This window comes from Streptomyces sp. NPDC002701 (assembly GCF_042889045.1).
GTDB lineage: Bacteria > Actinomycetota > Actinomycetes > Streptomycetales > Streptomycetaceae > Streptomyces.
The window spans coordinates 34,119-50,934 of the sequence record NZ_JBIAQL010000033.1 but is presented as its reverse complement, the minus strand read 5'-3'; the positions used below and the strand labels follow the sequence as shown (position 1 = coordinate 50,934).

The window sequence follows — 16,816 nt, the reverse complement described above, 5'->3', positions numbered from 1 at the left end:
TTGTTGTGTCCCGGGTGGGGGGGGGGTGGGGGTTGGGGGGGGGGGGGGGTGGGGGGGGGCCCGGGGGGGGGGGCCGGGGGGGGGGGGGGGGGGGGGGGGGGGGGGGGGGCGCCGGGGGGGGGGGCCCCCGGCCCCCCCCACCCCTGTCGGGCCGTGTCAGCGGGGCAGTCCGGCGGGCGCGGTGGCCCACCGGGTGTCCGGCTCCGACACGAGGCTGTACCGCAGGGTGCCTCCGCTGCGCAGCAGGCTGCCGTCCGTCCAGGACCTGTCGTGGGTACGCCCGTCGAGGCGGACTCCGCCGACGTACGCGTGCGTGGCGTCGGCGGCCGGCGCGTCGATGACGATGTCACGGCCGGGCCGGTCGATCACGGCGTGCGGGAACAGCGGCGCGCCCAGCAGGAGGTCGGCGCTGCCCGGGGTCCGCGGGTAGACACCGAGGGCGGAGAAGACGTACCAGGCCGACATGGTGCCCAGGTCGTCGTTGCCCGGCAGGCCCGCCGGGCCGGTGCCGTAGACGGTGTCGACGATCTGCCGCACGGTCGCCTGGGTCTTCCACGGCTGACCGAGCGCGTTGTAGAGCCAGGGGGCGTGGATGCCGGGCTCGTTGGTCGGGTCGTAGCGCAGCGGGTCGCCGCCCTTCACCGACCAGGAGCCGTCGGCCTTGTGGAAGAAGCCGTCGAGCCGCCCGGCGGCCACCGCACGTCCGCCCATCGCCTCGGCGAGTCCCTGGACGTCCTGCGGCACCATCCAGGTGTACGTGGCGCTCGTGCCCTGGGCGAACCCGCGGTCACCGCCCGGGCTGAACGGCGTGACCCAGGAACCGTCCAGGTTGCGCGCCTGGACGTACCCGTGGGTGCCCGCCCCGTCCGTGGCCGCGGGGTTGAAGACGTTGCGCCACCAGCCGCCCCGCTCGGCGAAGGCGGCGGCCTGCTCGTCGAGACCGAGCAGCTTCGCCCACCGGCCGAGCGCGTCGTCGGCGACCGAGTCCTCCAGGGTCTCCGCGGCGCCGCCCCAGCAGTGGCAGACGTCCTGCGCGGCGTACCCGGAACCCATGTACTGCGCCAGGTTGGGCCGCTGGCCGGTGCACTGGCCGGGGCAGCCCGCGTCGGAGAGGCCGTCGGGGTGCGGCACGGTGGCCTGCTTCGCCAGCGAGTCGAAGGCGCCGCGGTAGTCGAAGTTGCGCACGCCCATGGCGTAGAAGGTGGCGAGCGTGGCCGCCGTCGGGTCGCCGGTCATCACGTGGGTCGGGCCGTTGATGTGCACCCAGCGGTCCCAGACCCCGCCGTTCTGCTGGGCGAAGTTGTGGAGGGACTGCGCGAAGTCCCCGGCGATCCGCGGCTTGAGCAGGGCGAGGAGCTGGATCTGCGCCCGGTACTGGTCCCAGCCGGAGAAGTTGCTGTACTGCGCCCCCTGTCCGCGCGCGATCCGGTGCGGCCTGCCGTCCATGCCCGGGTAGCGGCCGTCGGTGTCACTGACCAGGTTGGGCTGCTGGAGGGAGTGGTAGAGCGCGGTGTAGAAGGCGGTCCGCTGCGCCTCACCGCCCCCGCCGACGCGCACGGAACGCAGTTCGCGGTCCCATGCCCTGCTGCCGGCCGCCGCCACCTGGTCGACGCTCGCCCGCGGCGCTATCTCCTCGCGGAGGTTCGCCTCGGCTCCCGCGAGGCTCACGTACGAGATGCCGAGCCGCATGTGGACATCGTTGTCGGTCCCGGTGTCGAAGCCGACGTAACCGCCGGAGCCACGGCCCGCGCGGTCGGCGCCCGTCGCGTACCCCTCGCCGCCACTGCCCGTGGTGGAGCCGGGGGAGAGGGTGCCGTCCTGCCAGGTGCCCGTGGACGAGAAGGCACGGTCGAACGAGGCACTGAAGTGGAGCCGGTAGTAGCTCTTGCGGTTGTTGACACCGCCGTTGGCGCGCCGGCCGCAGAAGGCACCCGTCAGCACCGACCCGGTCACCTTGCGCTTCGCCCGGTCGATCCTGACCTCCGCGTCCTCGCTGCCGTTGAGCGAGTTGGAGACCCGGAAGAGCAGGTTGGCGGGCTTGTCGGCGGGGAACGTGAAGTCGGCGACACCGGCCCGCTGCGACACCGCGAGGTCGGCGCGGGCGCCGGAGTCGAGACCGACGGAGTAGCGGCCCGGCACGGCCCGCTCGTCGGCGTGCGAGAAGCCGGCCGCGTAGACGGAGTCCGTGGTGTCCGCCGAGGGCGAGGAGGTGACGTCCCCGACGAACGGCATGATCGGTACGTCGCCCGCCGCGCCCGGGTTGCAGCCCGCGCCGTTGACGTGGGTGAGGCTCAGCCCGCGCAGCCGGGTCACCCCGTACTCGTAGCCGTTGGCCGCGCCGGTGCTGGTCTGGTCGCCCCTGGTACTGGTCGGGGACCAGCCGATCATGCCGTACGGGAGGTTGGCGCCCGGGTAGGTGTTGCCTCCGTTCGCCGTGCCGATCAGCGGGTCCACGTACGTGGTGGGACGGGCCGGCGCCGCGGTGGAGGCGTCGGCCGCCGAGGAGACCGGGCCGGGCAGTGCGGCGGCGAGCGCGGTCGTCAGCGCGAGAGCGGCGGCTCTCCTGCCGAACCTCCGCCCGGCGACGGTGGATCTGAGGACCATGTGCGAGGGAACCTTCCGTGTGGACGGGCGCCGGGGCCGGCCGCCTGACGACGGGCCACCCCCGCAAGAGCCGCCGCCGAGCGTAGACCGCCACCCCACCACCCCCGATGAACGCCCGATGAACCCCCGCCCCACACGACCGGCACGCGACAGCAGACTGGTGGCCCCGTAAGGGGCGCGGGGAACGGCGCGCTCAACCCCACACAACCGGCACGCGACAACAGGCCGGTGGCCCCGCAGGGGGCGCGGGGAACGGCGCGCTCAACCCCACACAACCCGCACGCGACAGCAACCGTGCGGAGCACCGAGGCCAGGACAAGGCGAACGCAGGGGCCCCGCCACCTCCCGGCGACGGAGCCCCACGCCAAGACGGCGTCACGCCGTATGCAGCGTCAACCCATACCGGTTGAGAATCTCATTGATCGGCTGGTACCACGTCTCGCCCCCGGTGGAGCAGTTGCCCCAGCCCCCGGACGTGACGCCCTGCGCCTGGTCCCCGCTGATGAAGGAGCCGCCCGAGTCGCCCGGCTCCGCGCAGACACTGGTCTTGGTCATCTGACGCACGGCACCCTGGCTGTAGTTGACCGTCTCGTTCTTGGCCAGCACATTGCCGCAGTGCCAGTGCGTGGTGGATCCCGACCGGCAGATGGAGGCGCCGACCGGCGCCTCGTTGGAGCCGCGCACGAGCTGGTCGGAGACGGTGCCCCAGCCGAGCACGACCGGCACGGTCCACCAGCCGCTGCCGACGTTGACCCAGGCGTAGTCGTTCTCCGGGAACGAGGACCCCTGGATGTTCCCTATGTACGAGCGGTCCCAGCCGCTCACACCCTGCCCCGCCCCACCGCAGTGCCCGGCGGTGACGAACCCGCCGTGCACCGAGAATCCGATGGAACAGCGGACGTTGCCGGTGTAGAAGGGGTCGCCCCCGACCGTCCCGGCCGCGAAGGTCTCGGGTGCCTTCGCGGTCTTCTCGACGGTGACGGGACCCGCGGCGCGGGCCTTCGCGAGGAACGCCTGGACATCGTTGTCAGCTCGCTGTGCGGCCACCACGCCCACGACGACCGAGCTCGACTCGGCGTCGACGTACCAGTTGCTGACTCCTTCCGGCGCGTCCAGCTTGTCGATGCGCGCCTTGGCCGCGTCGAGCTGCCGGGCGCTGTGCTCGACGGTGCGGACGGCCGCCCCGGTCGCACGGACGGAGTCGAGGGTGGCGGCGGACGCGCCGGAGGTGACGGCGACGGTCAGCTTCCCGCTGTCGGCGTCGAACCAGGAGCCCCCGTACGCGGCTCCCGCCGCGCGCACGGCCTTCGGTTCGGCGGCGGTCGCCTTCTTCTCGGCGGCGAGTCGCGCCTCGGCTCCGGCCTTCGTCAGGCCGAAGTCCCGCTGCATGGCGTCGAGGAGGGCGGCGGAGGCCGGGGCCTCGGAGGTGGGGGCGGCTTCGGGGGCGGGGGCGGCCGAGGCGGGTCCGGCGCCGACGGCCGCCCAGGTGCCGATCAGGAGGAGGGAGGCCAGACCGGTGCTCATGCTCGTAGTGCGTCTCAAGGCGATGGCCCTTCGTTGTTCCAGCAAGGTGGGGGAGGAACAGCTGAACTGTGAGAGCGCTCTCAGGGAATGCGGAGCAGAGCTTAGCGGCAGACTGTCGTCAGGTACATACCAAAAACGGGCGCCGTCGGCGGACAGTTCGCGGGACGCGGATCAGCGGGTGGCGGGGATGCCGTACGCGCGCTCCACGCGCAGCCTCAGGACGAGCCGGCCGTCGCGCACCATGGCGGCCCGGTAGTCGTCCCAGTCGGGGTGCTCCCCCTGCACGTCGCGGTAGAGACGGATCAGCTCCTCCACGGTCTCGTCGCCGGGCTCGCGGGCCACGGGCGAGAGGTCGGCGAGGCCCTCGACGACGGTGTAGGCCCAGCGGTCCGCGCTGGTCACGTGGTACGAGACCCGCGGGTCGCGGCGCAGGTTGCGCGTCTTGGCGCGGCCGTCGGTGAGTGAGACGCGCACGATCCGTTCGTCCGGGTAGTACGCGTGGTTGACGTTCGACAGCTGTGGGCGGCCGTCGCGCTTCAGGGTCGTCAGTACTCCGCCGTCGTACGCGGAGAGGAGTGCGAGCAGTGCGTCCTGGCCGGTGTCATCCGTCATGCGCCCCTCAACGCCCGGCACGGCGCCGGGCATTCCGCCCACCCGCCCCCGTCCGCCCGGACGCGGGCGTACACCGCGTCCGCGGGCTTACACGGCGTCAGCGCGCGTACACCGCGTCCACAGGGGTACTCCGTGGACGGAACGTGGCGCGACGACCGGAACCGCCGCGCCACGCTCTGCACACCGTCGCGGTACCCGGCGGCTCGAGTCCCGATTGGGAGGCGGCGGTGCCACCGCCGCCCGAGCCGCTGCCGCTGCCGCCGAGCGCCGTGAGCACGGCGGTGTGGGCGGGCTTCTTGTCGTAGTTGCCGTCCAACAGCAGCGGCGTGCCGCTCGCCCGCAAGGAGTACTTGTCGGTGTCGGTGACGGTGACCTGCGCCGAGGGAGGCACTGTCGAAGTGCGGGGCGAAGACGGCGATGGGTGGTGGCGCCGGTACCAGGATCCGCGGTCCTGCCCACAGGAGAGATCTGGTTGCCCGGGTGTCCGTGGCGCACTGTGGACCCATGGACACCACCCAGCAGTCGAAGCAGCCGGAGCAGCCGGGGGTCAGGATCCGCGTGACACCCCTGCGTCGCCTCAGCGGAGGCGCGTACGTGCCGCGCGGCAGTCGGGCGGCAACCGCGCAGGCGGTGCCGGCAGCCGACGACGGCGCGTGCACCCGCGGCCGGGAGCAGACCGCGCGAACGGGCGCCCGGCGCCCGCCCCGTGACTGAGTCCCGGAGCCCACGACCGGCCCCGGGCCCCTCGGCGCGCCGGGCGCGGCCTGGTTCCGCGGTGGCGCACACGACGGCGGCTGTCCGACACCCCAGGGTGTCGGACAGCCGCCGTCGTGCTCGGTCGCGGAGCCGGACCGTCGTGGCGGGTCAGTCCGCCGTCCGGTCCGATCCGGCCAACTGCCGTACGTCGGGCCGCGGCCGGGGCCGCATCGATGCCAGGAGCGTGACCAGTGCCGTAAGGGCCGCCAGCGCGGCGAGCACGGCCATGAGCCCTGCGAGCCACGGCGGTGCGAGGGTCAGGTCCAGTGCCCGGGACAGACCGGGCGACGTGATGCGGCCTTCGAGGAGCTGTGCGACGGCGAGCGCCGACGGCACCGCGATCCCGAGGGCGAGCACCGGGATCCTGCTCCGGCGCGACAGGGCCAGGCCCACGAGGACGCACAGGACACCGGCGCCGATCGCGAACCCGTAGGCGGCGACGGAGGCTCCGTCCCGGCTCGGTGGGACGTGGGCCACACCGCACACCACGAGGAGCAGGGCGGCGAGCAGGCGCGGCCACGCCGGAGAGTCGTCGTTCCTCGCCGTCCGGCCACGGCGTGCCCGGGCGGTGCGGCCGAGGGCGACGGTGCCGCCCTCGGCGATGAGCCGGTCCCCGGCGGCGGGTCCGTTCCCGGACGAGGCGGCGCGCGCCGTGCCACCGGCCGGCTCCGCCGCGTCCCACGTCGGCGGCTTCGCCCGGTTCCGGTCCTCGCGTACGCCCTGTGCGTGCGCCATGCGGCCGATGAGCTCCACGAGTTCCTCGACCGGACGGCTGGTTGCGGCCGCCCGCACCGCGGCCTCGCCGCAGTGGGCTTCCAGCGGGGGCCGGTGCAGCAGTGCCATCAGCTTGGTGACCTCCTCCACGGGCCGGCCCTCGGCCGCCGCGCGGATCGTCTCGTCGGCGCTGTCGGCGTTCCTCGGGGGCCGGGTCAGCAGGGCCACCAGCCGGCTCACGTCCTCCACGGACCGGTCCGTACCGACCGCCCGCAGCGCGTCGACCGTGGCTCTCGCGTACTCCGGTGACTGTTCCAGCAGTTCGATGAGCTGGATCACCTCGTCCAACGGGCGGTCGGCCACCGCGGTGTGGACGAGCCCGTCGACCGGGTTGTCGTACGCGGGGTCGGGCTCCACCGGGGGTTCGGCGGGCTCGGCGGGTGCCTCGTCGGGTGTCTCGTCGGCCCGGTCGACCGGGCCACGGCGGTACGCGGGGTCGGCCTCGCCGGTCCCGTCGGGACCGTCGATGTCGTCCACGGGGCCGCGGTACCGGCGGTCGCGCTCGTCGGCCGGGTCGGTGCGCCGAGGACGCGCCCGCTCGGCCGGGGCCGCGTACCGGTGCTCCAGTTCGTCGGCCGGGTCGGGGTACGCGGGCTCCATCTCGTCGGCGGGGTCGGCGTACCGGTGCTCGACGGCGTCGGCCCGCTCGGCGTACCGGGGCTCAGCCCTGCGCGTCGCCCTGTCCCGCGCCTCGTCGGGCGGTGTGTGCCAGGGCGCGGAGACGGGTGGCGGCGGCATGGGGGCCTCGACCACGCGCTCGGGGGATATGCCAGGTCGATCGGAGTCGAAAGGCGAACGGGTTGTCATACTCGGCTCCCTTACGAAGGGTGCAGTCGCTGTCGTGGCCCGGACGCGCGGCCCGAGTTGCTGTGCGACCTTTCTAAGCGCCCGCGCCGAACGCCGCCATCGGGATGAGGCACACGTGTGACGCGGGGCGGGGCCGGACCCGGCCGCCGCGTCAGTCGTCGGGGGTGCCGTACAGCCACAGCCGCAGCAGCCGGCTCAGCCCCGGCATGATCACGTAGGTGAGCAGGGGCAGCAGCACCACCGGGAAGACGGCGGCCCGCAGGGGCAGCGGCCACGAGGCCGTACCCGGTGCCGCCAGCCACTGGATCAGGAGGGTCAGCGGATAGGCGCCCACGAAGGTCGTCAGGACCATCTTCCAGCGCGGCGGGGCCTTCACCGTGGTGCCGGGGAGACGGAACCAGCTCTCCAGACCGGTGGTCGACTGGCGTTCGTCACGGACCTCGGTGGCGATGCCCTCGATCCGCGCGTGCCACCGCGCCCGCTCCGGCGAGACCAGCCAGTCCGTCAGCCGCTGCGGATCGGAGAAGCGCAGCACCGCGTGGAACCGGTGTCCTGGTTCCGGGCGCAGCCAGGACACCCCCTGGCTGCCGGTGAACCGGGAGACACAGCCGGTGACCCCCCGGGTCCACTCCTCGAAGTCGGCCTCACGGCCGGGGCGTACCTGCCAGGTGAAGACCGTGGTGACGGGTTCGGCGCACGGGGCGGCCTGCGTGGTGCTCATGACCACGACGGGTTCCTTGCGTCACGCGGCTCATGCACGAACCGGCCGGGCGGGTCCAGCAGCCGCGGCCGGCCGCGGGTCCGCCCGCCGGGTCCGGCCGCCGGGCCTCAGTCGTCCACGTCGTGGACACCCGGGCTGACGATCTCGTCCAGTGCCCTGCGCACGGCCTCGTAGGTGTGTCCGCGCAGCTCGGCCTCGTGTGCGCCGTGCGGATCGCCGGTCTTGAGCTCTTCGCTCCGTGCCTTCCACGTCTGCTCCTCCCGGCCGGCCCAGGAGCGGGCCCGCCGGATGCGGCGCAGGAGTTCGTCGGAATCCACCACATCAGTCATGAGATACGGGTACCCGCGCACGCCCTTCGGACGAGTCGGGATCCGTGTCGCGTCTGTGAACGCGATGCGGACATGACGCGGAGAGGGCCACCCGCCCTCCCCGCGGACGCCGGACAGTCCTCCTCGCGGACGCCGGACAGCCCTCTCGCCCCGCCCCGTGCGACCGGGACCTGCCCGGCACTCCGGCGGTCGACGCTCGGGCGGTCCGGCACTCCGGCGGTCCGGCACTCCGGTGGTCCGCGGCGGTCCGGACCGAGGTTGGGCGGTCCGACACCCCGACACCCCGGCGGTCCGGACCGGGGCCGGGCCCTCTCGTAGGTCAGGTCGTCGGCAAGCTCGAAAGGTTCGTCGACCGGCTGCCCGAGCCCCCCGTCAGCAGCCCGAGCACGGACGACAGGAGGTCCGGCACCGCGTCCACCACTCCCGGCACGTCGAGCGAGAGCAGCGACCCGATGAGGGTCTCGACCGATTCCCCCAGCTCGGCGTCCGCCGGCGTGAAGTCGTCCACCGCCGCACCTTCCGCCGCCGTTCCCTTCGTCGCCGTTCCCTTCGCCGTCGCGGAGCCGACCATCTCCCGTACCCGCTGCTGCAGGGAAGCGGTCGCGTCCTCCACGGCCTGCGCGTGCTCGTCGGCCTCGGCGGCGTCGAGAGGGCCCTTCCCTCTCTCCGCCAGGTCACCGAGCGCGGTCAGGAGCGGAGCGAGCGCCGCGGCGCGCTCGTCCCCGGCCGGCAGACCCAGCCGTTCGGGTGTCAGGTCCGCCGCGGAGAGCTCCCGTGCCGTGGCGCGGGCGTCCGGCGAACCGGGATGTGCGTCGACGGCGGCAGCGGCGCCCACCGGACCGAGGACGAGCGCGGCGCAGACGAGGGGCGGGAGGAGCAGGCCGCGAGATACCAGGGCGCGCATACGGGTTCCTTTCCAGAACGGCTGTCGTTGCGCTCACCGTGGAAAACACCCGGGCCCGCCGCAACCGGTCGCGCACCTGTGGCGAGGACCCAGCACACCGCCGTCACGCCTCCGACCAGGGCTTTTCTCTCCCGACCCGCCCACAGCGGGTACCCCCGTGGCGTACGCCGTCGGGGTACGGGGCCCGTCCCGCTCCTGAGGCATGCCGTCGCCGGCCCCCGGAGGTGTGCGCCGCTCAGGACTCCAGGAGGTCCGGCAGGTCCGCGAGCGCCGGCCACGCGTCCGGCCCGATCCGGCCCCGCCCCCACACGCGTCCGTGTACGTCATCGACCCACGTGCCGCCTCCTGCGCGGACCGGGAGCAAGCCGGTCACCCGCGCCTTCCGCGCCGAGGTGACGTCAGTCGAGGATGTGCCGCAGGTAGGCGCGGGGGTCGGCGAGGTAGCGGCGCCAGTGGTCGACCAGCGCGAGCTCCTGCCACGCCACCCGGCGCATGCCGTGGTCGCCGACCTCGACGATGTCCGCGCCCGGCAGCGCGGTCAGCAGAGGGGAGTGGGTGGCACACACGACCTGCCCGCCCGCCTTCGCCAACTGGTCGAGGTGGCCCAGCAGTTCGAGGCACGAACCGAACGAGAGCGCCGCCTCCGGCTCGTCCAGCACATACAGTCCCGGCTGGTGGAACTTGCCCCGGAACGCCGCGAGGAACCCCTCGCCGTGGCTGACGGACTCCGGCGCGAAACCCTCCCGGCCCAGCGCGTCCATGGCCGTCTCGGCCCGCAGGAAGAAGCCCTTGCGGGCCGACCAGCTGCCGAGCATCCGCCGGCCGCGTGCCGCGGCGTCGAAGCGGATCCGCTCGCCCAGCACCGACTTGGACCGCCGGCTCGCGTAGCGCCAGTCGTGCGAGCCGCCGTACGGATCGAGCCCGAAGCCCTCCGCCAGCGCCTCGACCAGCGTCGACTTGCCCGAACCGTTCTCCCCCACGACGAAGGTCACCGGCGCGGTGAACCGCATCCCGTCCGCCAGCAGTCCGCGCACACAGGGCACGGACCAGGGCCACTCACCTTCGTCGTACGAAGCCACGTGTGCGTACGCGCGTTCGATGATCACGCGTCGAGTGTTCCACAGCGGGCCCGGGCCGATCCGGAGGAAGCGCCCTAGCTGTCGGCCTTCTTGTCCTTGAGGCGGGCTGCTTCCCTGCGGACCTCGGCCTGGGTGGCGCGCTCCTTCTGGAGCCACTCCGGAGAGTCCTGCTTCAGCGCCTCGATCTGCTCCGTGGTGAGCGCGTCGGTCACCCCGCCGCGCGCGAGCCCGGAGATGGAGACGCCGAGCTTCGCCGCGACCACCGGCCGGGGGTGCGGGCCGTCGCGCCGCAGCTCCTGCAGCCACTCGGGCGGGTCGGCCTGGAGCGCGGTGAGCTCGGAGCGCGAGACGACACCTTCCTGGAACTCGGCGGGTGTGGCCTCGAGGTACACACCCAGTTTCTTCGCCGCGGTCGCGGGCTTCATCGTCTGGGTGTTCTGGTGCGACGTCATACGGCCAAGGGTATCGAGCGGGTGAACCACCGCCGACCACGCCGGGTAACCTGGCCAGGTGACAGGCTCGGAAGACCCCTCCCCGTTCCGGCTCGCGTATGTCCCGGGAGTGACCCCGGGCAAGTGGGTGCGGATCTGGAACGAGCGGCGGCCCGACGTCCCGCTGGCGCTCCTCGCGGTCTCCGCCGCCGAAGCCTTCGACGTGCTGCGGGGCCACGGCGCCGACGCGGGTTTCGTCCGGCTGCCGGTCGACGGTACGGACCTCAGCGCGATCCCCCTCTACGCCGAGACCACCGTGGTCGTCGTCCCCAGGGACCACGTCGTGACCGCGGTGGACGAGGTGACCACCGAGGACCTGGCGGACGACGTCGTGCTGCACCCGCTCGACGACACCCTCGACTGGGAGCACCCGCCGGGCCGCCCCGCGATCGAGCGCCCCGCGACGACGGCCGACGCGGTCGAACTGGTGGCGGCGGGCGTGGGCCTGCTCGTCGTCCCGCAGTCGATCGCCCGTCTCCACCACCGCAAGGACCTCACGTACCGGCCGGTCACGGACGCCCCCGGGTCCCGGGTCGCCCTGTCGTGGCCGCAGGAGCGGACCACGGACCTGGTGGAGGACTTCATCGGGGTCGTCCGGGGCCGGACGGTCAACAGCTCCCGGGGCCGCACACAGCCCGCCGCCGAGCAGCAGGCCGCCCGCCCCGCGGACAAGGCCGCCCCCCGACGGGGGCCCGCCGCGGGCAGGACCGGCGGCAGGAATCCCCGGACGGGCTCGGGCCCGTCCAAGGGCGCCAAGGGTGCCAAGGGCGCCAGGCGGGGCAAGCCCCGCGGTCGCTGAGCGGTTCCGCCCCGTGCGGGGCGCGGGGAGCCGCGCGCCCGGCCCTCACCGGGCCCGTGGGTTCATCACAGGCGCTACAGCCGGTCCGAGGCGTCGTCCGTGTCGCGTACGAGCCCCGCCACGTGGTCGGTGATGGTGTCGAGGATGTCCGCCCACGCCGCGTCGTCGCCGAGCACGAGGAAGTTGAGGGTCAGCCCGTCGGTCATGGCGGCCAGATAGCGGGCCAGCACCGGGACGGGTACACGGAGTGCGAAGTCCATGTCACGGCCGAGCTGTTCGACGAGTTCGGCGTAGGTGTCGGAGTACAGCTCGTACTGCCGCCGGGCGAGATGCTCGAACCCCGGCTCGCGCAGGGCGTACTGGGTCAGCTCGTAGGTGAGCATGTGCTCGCCCGGGTGGGCGGACACATGGTCCCAGTAGGCCCGGAAGCCGGCCGCGACGGTCTCCCTCAGGGTGGCCCGCGGCCGGATCGCCTCGCGCACCACCGTGACGGAGTGACTCGTGATCGTCTCGATGACGGACTCGATCAGGGCCTGCTTGGAGTCGAAGCAGTAGTGGAAGACGCTCAGTGACACGCCCGCCTCGGCCGCGATGGACCGGGTCGTCGTCCTGGGGACGCCGTCCCGGGTCATCGCGCGGATGGCCGCCTCGGTGAGCTGACGGCGCCGCTCGGCCGACGGCATCCGTGCCATGGGGCCCCTCTCGTCCGGCGGCCACGTCTCTGCGGGACCCGTCCCGGTGGCCGTCAGCGGCTGTGGACACCCATCTCGTACAGGGAGTAGCCCCAGTCGGTCCCGCGTTCCAGCCCGTGGACGCGTACGTAGCGGGCGGGTACGCCGGAGAACAGGGCCGTGTCGAGGCCGCCGTCCCCGGCGGTGGTGGACCACACGGACCGCCAGTTCGTGCCGTCGGCGGAGACCTCCACGCGGTACGACTTCGCGAAGGCGCGCTCCCAGTCGAGGGTGACGCGCCCGACCGTGCGCGTGGCGCCGAGGTCGACGCGGAGCCACTGGTCGTCGCTCCAGTCGCTGGCCCAGCGCGTGTCGCCCTTCCCGTCCACGGCCCGGCCGGGCGCGTAGCTGGTGAAGGGGTTCGACTCCGACGAACTGGCCGTGGCGGGCGCGTCCTTGGCGAGGTTCACCGCCGCCTCGTGCCGCTCCGACGCGCCCCAGGTGCCGAGGTAGGACTCGGCGCCGCGGAACAGGTCGTCCACGACCCCCTGGCCCGCGACGAGCCGGATGTCCTCGATCCAGTCCGGTACGAGACCGTAGTGGGCGGCCCCGTCGGTGTTGATGTCCCAGGTGCGCTGCCCGGTGGTCTGCCGGTCGAGCACAGCGGTGCCGTCGGCGCTGCGGAACGGGTACCGCACCGGGTCGGACGTGTCCGCGCCGCGCGGGGCGGGCCAGCCGCCGACTCCGTTCATGTCGGTGCCGTAGCCGTAGCCCACGTCGTACTTGTCGCGCAGGGCCTTCGTGCGCTCCGCCTCCGCGCCGAACTGCTCGGAGCCGTGCATGTACTGGGCGATGAAGCCGCCGAGGCGGTAGACCCGCTCGGTCCAGTTCAGGTCCATCCAGCTGTGCGAGGAGACGACACCGGGGTAGGACTCCGCCTCGAAGAGGTCGAGGGCCCGTCCGGTGGCCTTGACGCTCATGTGGTCGATCTCGAGCATCATCCCGCGCTCCATCAGCCCGCGCACGGCGTGCTCGCCGAGGTCGGTCAGCCCGCGCTTGTTGCACTGCGCGTCCTCGTCGTACTCCGGTACGTCGACGCCCGCCGGCAGTTCCTTCTCCGCGTTCGGCGCCGACGCGCCCCCGATGGGGTTGTCGTGCTGCGGGCCCGTGCACTTCTCGGTCTGCCAGAAGGTGCCCGTCGACAGGAACTGGCCGACGTTGATCGCCGTGCCGAGGGTGCCCTCGTCGAAGCGGACCCCGCACAGGGCGTTGTCGAACTTGTGGCACAGGAACATGCTGCGTACGCCGAGGTCGTACAACTCGTCCAGTCCGGCGTCGATGTCGTCCTTGTCGCACTGCGCGATGTCCAGGACCTGCTTGCAGCCGAACGGCTCGGACGTCTCGACGCCGAGGACGACGGCGAGCTTGCCCTGTTCGATCACGTCGCGGGCCTGCGCGCTGTCGGTGACGATCCGGAACCAGCCCTTGCCCGGCCCCCCGTACATGGCGTCGACGTAGTCCTGCATGTCGTAGGTCAGTTTCGCCTGCAGCCGGATCGAGGTCATCTCGTCGCAGCTGCGGTCCTTGAACGGGTAGACCGAGCAGATCACGCCGTTGGTGACGAGGTCGTTCACGAGAACGCGCTGGCCACCGCGCCAGGCCCGTTCGACCCAGGCGTAGTAGTTCTGCTGATGGGTCAGCGAGTCGTGGGCGGGCCAGTCCGCGAACGTGGGCCAGCCGTCGGGGTCGTGCCTGCCGTCACCGCCGTTGGTGATGAAGTCGAAGATCGCCAGCGAACCGTCGGGGTAGTGCTCGGGACAGTCCTTGAGGGCGTCGGCGATCCCCGCTTCGGAGAAGGGCTTCCCGCAGATGAGCCGGCCGCCGAACGCCTCGTTGGCCATGATGTGGTTGTGCGCGTCGACGAACCCGCGCACCTCGCCCTGGGGTCCGGTGCCCTTGAAGGGCTCCCCGGTGACGTTGATCTGGGAGTCCGGGGCGGGCCGCGCGGTCGGGTCCCACCAGTCCGTCCCGGCTGCGGAACTGGGCGTCGGGCCGAGGGCCATGGCCAGCACGACGAGCAACAGCGACAGGACCGTGAGAGGTCTGCGCCGGTGGAGAGGCTGTCGGGTCATGGTCATCACCCACGTCTTCGGTCGGCGGCGGTCGGCACGGTCCCGGCCTTGCGGCACTTGTCATGACTCCTGCAAGTACGCACACGAGAATCCCGACAACCCCGAGGAGAGTCAAGGGGTCCAGGACACCTGACCTGATTCCCCCTCAGCCCCCGTCCGGGCCCCGCCAGGACGGGGGGAACCGCGCGCACGGCCCCCACGGGCAGGACCCGGATGGTAGAAGCAGACCATGACCACTTGTTCCACCAGGACACGCACCAGCACCTGGCCCGCCCCCGCCCGCACCTCCTCCCCGGCCGGCACACGATGACCGCGGGCATCGACACCCCCGACCGCAGAGGCCGTACCGGACTCGACCAGGTCGGCCTGGACCTGACGGGCAACCCCCGCGTCAAGGTGCGGGACGTCCAACTGCTGTCCTGCCACTGGTACGTGGAGCGCACCACGACCTTCGACCTCCAGCTCGCCGACGGCACCTGGTCGACCCAGGAGCGCGAGACGCACGACCGCGGCAACGGCGCCACGATCCTGCTGTACGACACCGCGCGCGAAACGGTCCTCCTGACCCGCCAGTTCCGCTATCCCGTGTACGTCAACGGCCACCCCGACGGCATGCTCGTCGAGACACCGGGCGGTCTGCTCGACGAGGACGACGAACACCCCGAGGTCGCGGTGCGGCGCGAGGTCGTCGAGGAGACCGGGCACACGGTCGGCGAGGTCGAGCGGGTCTTCGAGGTCTACATGAGCCCCGGCTCGGTCACCGAGCGCGTGACCTTCTACGCCGCCTCCTACGGGCCGGCCACCCGGACCCACGAGGGCGGCGGGCTGGAGGAGGAGGGGGAGGACATCGAGACGGTCGAGCTGCCCTTCCGCCGGGCCCTGGACATGATCCGCACCGGCGAGATCGCCGACGCGAAGACCATCATGCTGTTGCAGTGGGCGGCGCTGGAAGGACCGTTCAGCACGGTGCGCCCTGATGCCTAGACCGCCCCGCCCGGTTCAGCGGAGCAGCAGCTGGACGAGGGCGACGGTGCCGACCGTCACGATGAGGACGCGCAGGACCACGGGGCTGAACCGGCGGCCCACCGAGGCTCCGAGCTGCCCGCCGAGCGCGGAACCGACGGCGATCAGCGCGACGGCCGTCCAGTCGAAGTCCGCGACGAAGAGGAAGAAGGTCGCGGCGACGGTGTTGACGACGGCGACGAGGACGTTCTTCACGGCGGTGAGGCGTTGCAGTGTCTCGTCCAGGAGCACCCCCATCAACGACATGTAGATGATCCCCTGGGCCGCCGCGAAGTAGCCGCCGTACACGCTGGCGAGCGTCAGCCCGACGAACAGCGGCGCTCCGCCGTCGCGGCGGCCGGGGGCCTGGTCCGGGGCGCCGGCGGTGGCACCGGCGGGTGTGTCGCTGGTGGCCTTCGCGCGGCGGCGGCGCAGGGACTTGGTGATCAGCGGCTGGAACGCGACCAGGACGAGGGCCAGGCCGACCACGACCGGCACGATCCGCTCGAACGCCGAGGCGGGCAGGGCCAGCAGGAGCACGGCGCCCGTGAAGCCGCCGAGCAGCGCGCCGACGCTCAGCCTGAGGATGCGCCGCCGCTGACCGCGCAGTTCCGCCCGGTAGCCGAACGCTCCGCTGACGGCGCCGGGGACCAGGCCGAGCGCGTTGGAGACCGTCGCGGTGACGGGCGACAGACCGGTGGCCAGCAGGACGGGAAAGGTGATCAGGGTCCCGGAGCCGACGACGGTGTTGACGCCGCCCGCCGCCACGCCCGCGGCGAACACGGCGACGCCCTCCATGGGCGTCACGTGGCGCCCCGCCGTGCGGGGCGCGGGCGGCGGGTCACTCGAACCGGGAGATGTCGCCGGCTCCCTTGCGGATGATCTCGGCCTCGCCGCTGGAGAAGTCGATGACCGTGGTCGGCTCGGTGCCGCAGTCCCCGGAGTCGATCACCGCGTCGACGGAGTGGTCGAGGCGCTCCTTGATCTCCCAGCCCTGGGTCATCGGCTCGTCCTCGTCGGGGAGGAGGAGCGTGCTGGACAGGAGCGGCTCACCCAGCTCGGTGAGCAGGGCCTGGGCGACCGTGTGGTCGGGGATGCGGACTCCGACCGTCTTCTTCTTCGGGTGGAGCAGCTTGCGCGGGACTTCCCTGGTCGCGGGCAGGATGAAGGTGTAGCTGCCGGGCGTGGACGCCTTGACGGCACGGAACACGTCGTTGTCGACCTGCACGAACTGCCCGAGCTGCGCGAAGTTCTGGCACACCAGGGTGAAGTGGTGACGGTCGTCGAGCCGGCGGATGGAGCGGATCCGGTCGATACCGTCACGGCTGCCCAGCTGGCATCCCAGCGCGAAACAGGAGTCCGTGGGATAGACGACGAGCGCACCCGCGCGGATGGAGTCGGCGACCTGGGTGATGGTCCGCGCCTGAGGATTGTCGGGATGAACATCGAAGTACTTGGCCACCCGCCGAGCTTATGCCCCCCGCGCCCCTACGGCCGGAAGCGGGGCGCAGCCCCGCCCCGCCCCGTCAGGGGCGCGGGGAACTGCGCGCCCAGCTCCCACCGGCCCGCACCGGCCACACAACCGCACCTTCCCCCCCACCCGTTCCCCCC

At 72.8% G+C, this 16,816-nt stretch carries 17 protein-coding genes; 3 read left to right on the top strand and 14 right to left on the bottom strand.

Going from position 1 to position 16,816, the window contains the following annotated elements; translation table 11 throughout:
• Positions 1–156 precede the first annotated feature (156 nt).
• From ACFYXC_RS38825 to ACFYXC_RS38810, 4 genes are all read right to left on the bottom strand, one after another.
• The gene (locus ACFYXC_RS38825; RefSeq protein WP_389557468.1) at positions 157–2,604 is read right to left on the bottom strand and encodes a GH92 family glycosyl hydrolase; all 2,448 of its coding nucleotides are present in this window, start codon (positions 2,602–2,604) and stop codon (positions 157–159) included.
• Between the two features lie 375 nt (positions 2,605–2,979).
• Entirely contained in the window at positions 2,980–4,128 is a 1,149-nt protein-coding gene (locus ACFYXC_RS38820; protein WP_389557467.1) for a S1 family peptidase, read from the bottom strand.
• 171 nt (positions 4,129–4,299) lie between these two features.
• Positions 4,300–4,740 (bottom strand): PPOX class F420-dependent oxidoreductase, encoded by a 441-nt coding sequence (locus tag ACFYXC_RS38815; protein WP_389557466.1) that lies wholly within the window; start codon positions 4,738–4,740, stop codon positions 4,300–4,302.
• A 97-nt stretch (positions 4,741–4,837) separates the two neighbouring features.
• Positions 4,838–5,131: a hypothetical protein gene (locus tag ACFYXC_RS38810; RefSeq protein ID WP_389557465.1), complete on the bottom strand. Its 294-nt coding sequence runs from the start codon at positions 5,129–5,131 to the stop codon at positions 4,838–4,840.
• Between the two features lie 113 nt (positions 5,132–5,244).
• Here ACFYXC_RS38810 and ACFYXC_RS38805 point away from each other — a divergent pair, with 113 nt between their 5' ends.
• On the top strand, positions 5,245–5,454 hold the full coding sequence (locus ACFYXC_RS38805; RefSeq protein WP_389557464.1) for a hypothetical protein: 210 nt from the start codon (positions 5,245–5,247) through the stop codon (positions 5,452–5,454).
• 150 nt (positions 5,455–5,604) lie between these two features.
• Here the strand turns inward: ACFYXC_RS38805 and ACFYXC_RS38800 are convergent, their stop codons facing one another.
• From ACFYXC_RS38800 to ACFYXC_RS38775, 6 genes are all read right to left on the bottom strand, one after another.
• Entirely contained in the window at positions 5,605–7,077 is a 1,473-nt protein-coding gene (locus ACFYXC_RS38800) for a hypothetical protein (RefSeq protein WP_389557463.1), read from the bottom strand.
• Between the two features lie 151 nt (positions 7,078–7,228).
• The gene (locus ACFYXC_RS38795) at positions 7,229–7,798 is read right to left on the bottom strand and encodes an antibiotic biosynthesis monooxygenase (RefSeq protein WP_388905630.1); all 570 of its coding nucleotides are present in this window, start codon (positions 7,796–7,798) and stop codon (positions 7,229–7,231) included.
• A 107-nt stretch (positions 7,799–7,905) separates the two neighbouring features.
• Complete coding sequence (locus ACFYXC_RS38790) at positions 7,906–8,127, bottom strand: hypothetical protein (RefSeq protein ID WP_389557461.1); 222 nt, start codon at positions 8,125–8,127, stop codon at positions 7,906–7,908.
• A 319-nt stretch (positions 8,128–8,446) separates the two neighbouring features.
• Positions 8,447–9,031, bottom strand: a complete 585-nt coding sequence (locus tag ACFYXC_RS38785) for a hypothetical protein (protein ID WP_389557460.1) — start codon at positions 9,029–9,031, stop codon at positions 8,447–8,449.
• Between the two features lie 398 nt (positions 9,032–9,429).
• On the bottom strand, positions 9,430–10,137 hold the full coding sequence (locus tag ACFYXC_RS38780) for an AAA family ATPase (RefSeq protein ID WP_389557458.1): 708 nt from the start codon (positions 10,135–10,137) through the stop codon (positions 9,430–9,432).
• Positions 10,138–10,184: 47 nt separating this feature from the next.
• Complete coding sequence (locus ACFYXC_RS38775) at positions 10,185–10,562, bottom strand: DUF5997 family protein (RefSeq protein WP_388905642.1); 378 nt, start codon at positions 10,560–10,562, stop codon at positions 10,185–10,187.
• Positions 10,563–10,620: 58 nt separating this feature from the next.
• Here ACFYXC_RS38775 and ACFYXC_RS38770 point away from each other — a divergent pair, with 58 nt between their 5' ends.
• The gene (locus ACFYXC_RS38770; protein WP_389557456.1) at positions 10,621–11,400 is read left to right on the top strand and encodes a LysR substrate-binding domain-containing protein; all 780 of its coding nucleotides are present in this window, start codon (positions 10,621–10,623) and stop codon (positions 11,398–11,400) included.
• A gap of 74 nt (positions 11,401–11,474) precedes the next feature.
• Here the strand turns inward: ACFYXC_RS38770 and ACFYXC_RS38765 are convergent, their stop codons facing one another.
• Complete coding sequence (locus ACFYXC_RS38765; protein WP_389557454.1) at positions 11,475–12,092, bottom strand: TetR/AcrR family transcriptional regulator; 618 nt, start codon at positions 12,090–12,092, stop codon at positions 11,475–11,477.
• 53 nt (positions 12,093–12,145) lie between these two features.
• Complete coding sequence (locus ACFYXC_RS38760; protein ID WP_389557453.1) at positions 12,146–14,203, bottom strand: discoidin domain-containing protein; 2,058 nt, start codon at positions 14,201–14,203, stop codon at positions 12,146–12,148.
• 306 nt (positions 14,204–14,509) lie between these two features.
• Between ACFYXC_RS38760 and ACFYXC_RS38755 the strand changes: the two genes are divergently transcribed.
• Entirely contained in the window at positions 14,510–15,187 is a 678-nt protein-coding gene (locus ACFYXC_RS38755; protein WP_389557469.1) for an NUDIX domain-containing protein, read from the top strand.
• A 15-nt stretch (positions 15,188–15,202) separates the two neighbouring features.
• On the opposite strand, the gene ACFYXC_RS38750 is transcribed toward ACFYXC_RS38755, so the two are convergent.
• Both ACFYXC_RS38750 and ACFYXC_RS38745 read right to left on the bottom strand, forming a co-directional pair.
• Positions 15,203–16,012, bottom strand: a complete 810-nt coding sequence (locus ACFYXC_RS38750; protein WP_388905653.1) for a sulfite exporter TauE/SafE family protein — start codon at positions 16,010–16,012, stop codon at positions 15,203–15,205.
• Positions 16,013–16,046: 34 nt separating this feature from the next.
• Positions 16,047–16,667: an L-threonylcarbamoyladenylate synthase gene (locus tag ACFYXC_RS38745; RefSeq protein WP_388905655.1), complete on the bottom strand. Its 621-nt coding sequence runs from the start codon at positions 16,665–16,667 to the stop codon at positions 16,047–16,049.
• Positions 16,668–16,816 lie beyond the last annotated feature (149 nt).

Coding starts and splice junctions, on each gene's coding strand:
- ACFYXC_RS38760 (WP_389557453.1), bottom strand. CDS start 14,203: ATGACCCGACAGCCTCTCCACCGGCGCAGACCTCTCACGGTCCTGTCG.
- ACFYXC_RS38790 (WP_389557461.1), bottom strand. CDS start 8,127: ATGACTGATGTGGTGGATTCCGACGAACTCCTGCGCCGCATCCGGCGG.
- ACFYXC_RS38805 (WP_389557464.1), top strand. CDS start 5,245: ATGGACACCACCCAGCAGTCGAAGCAGCCGGAGCAGCCGGGGGTCAGG.
- ACFYXC_RS38800 (WP_389557463.1), bottom strand. CDS start 7,077: ATGACAACCCGTTCGCCTTTCGACTCCGATCGACCTGGCATATCCCCC.
- ACFYXC_RS38785 (WP_389557460.1), bottom strand. CDS start 9,031: ATGCGCGCCCTGGTATCTCGCGGCCTGCTCCTCCCGCCCCTCGTCTGC.
- ACFYXC_RS38775 (WP_388905642.1), bottom strand. CDS start 10,562: ATGACGTCGCACCAGAACACCCAGACGATGAAGCCCGCGACCGCGGCG.
- ACFYXC_RS38825 (WP_389557468.1), bottom strand. CDS start 2,604: ATGGTCCTCAGATCCACCGTCGCCGGGCGGAGGTTCGGCAGGAGAGCC.
- ACFYXC_RS38795 (WP_388905630.1), bottom strand. CDS start 7,798: ATGAGCACCACGCAGGCCGCCCCGTGCGCCGAACCCGTCACCACGGTC.
- ACFYXC_RS38820 (WP_389557467.1), bottom strand. CDS start 4,128: ATGAGCACCGGTCTGGCCTCCCTCCTCCTGATCGGCACCTGGGCGGCC.
- ACFYXC_RS38755 (WP_389557469.1), top strand. CDS start 14,510: ATGACCGCGGGCATCGACACCCCCGACCGCAGAGGCCGTACCGGACTC.
- ACFYXC_RS38815 (WP_389557466.1), bottom strand. CDS start 4,740: ATGACGGATGACACCGGCCAGGACGCACTGCTCGCACTCCTCTCCGCG.
- ACFYXC_RS38765 (WP_389557454.1), bottom strand. CDS start 12,092: ATGGCACGGATGCCGTCGGCCGAGCGGCGCCGTCAGCTCACCGAGGCG.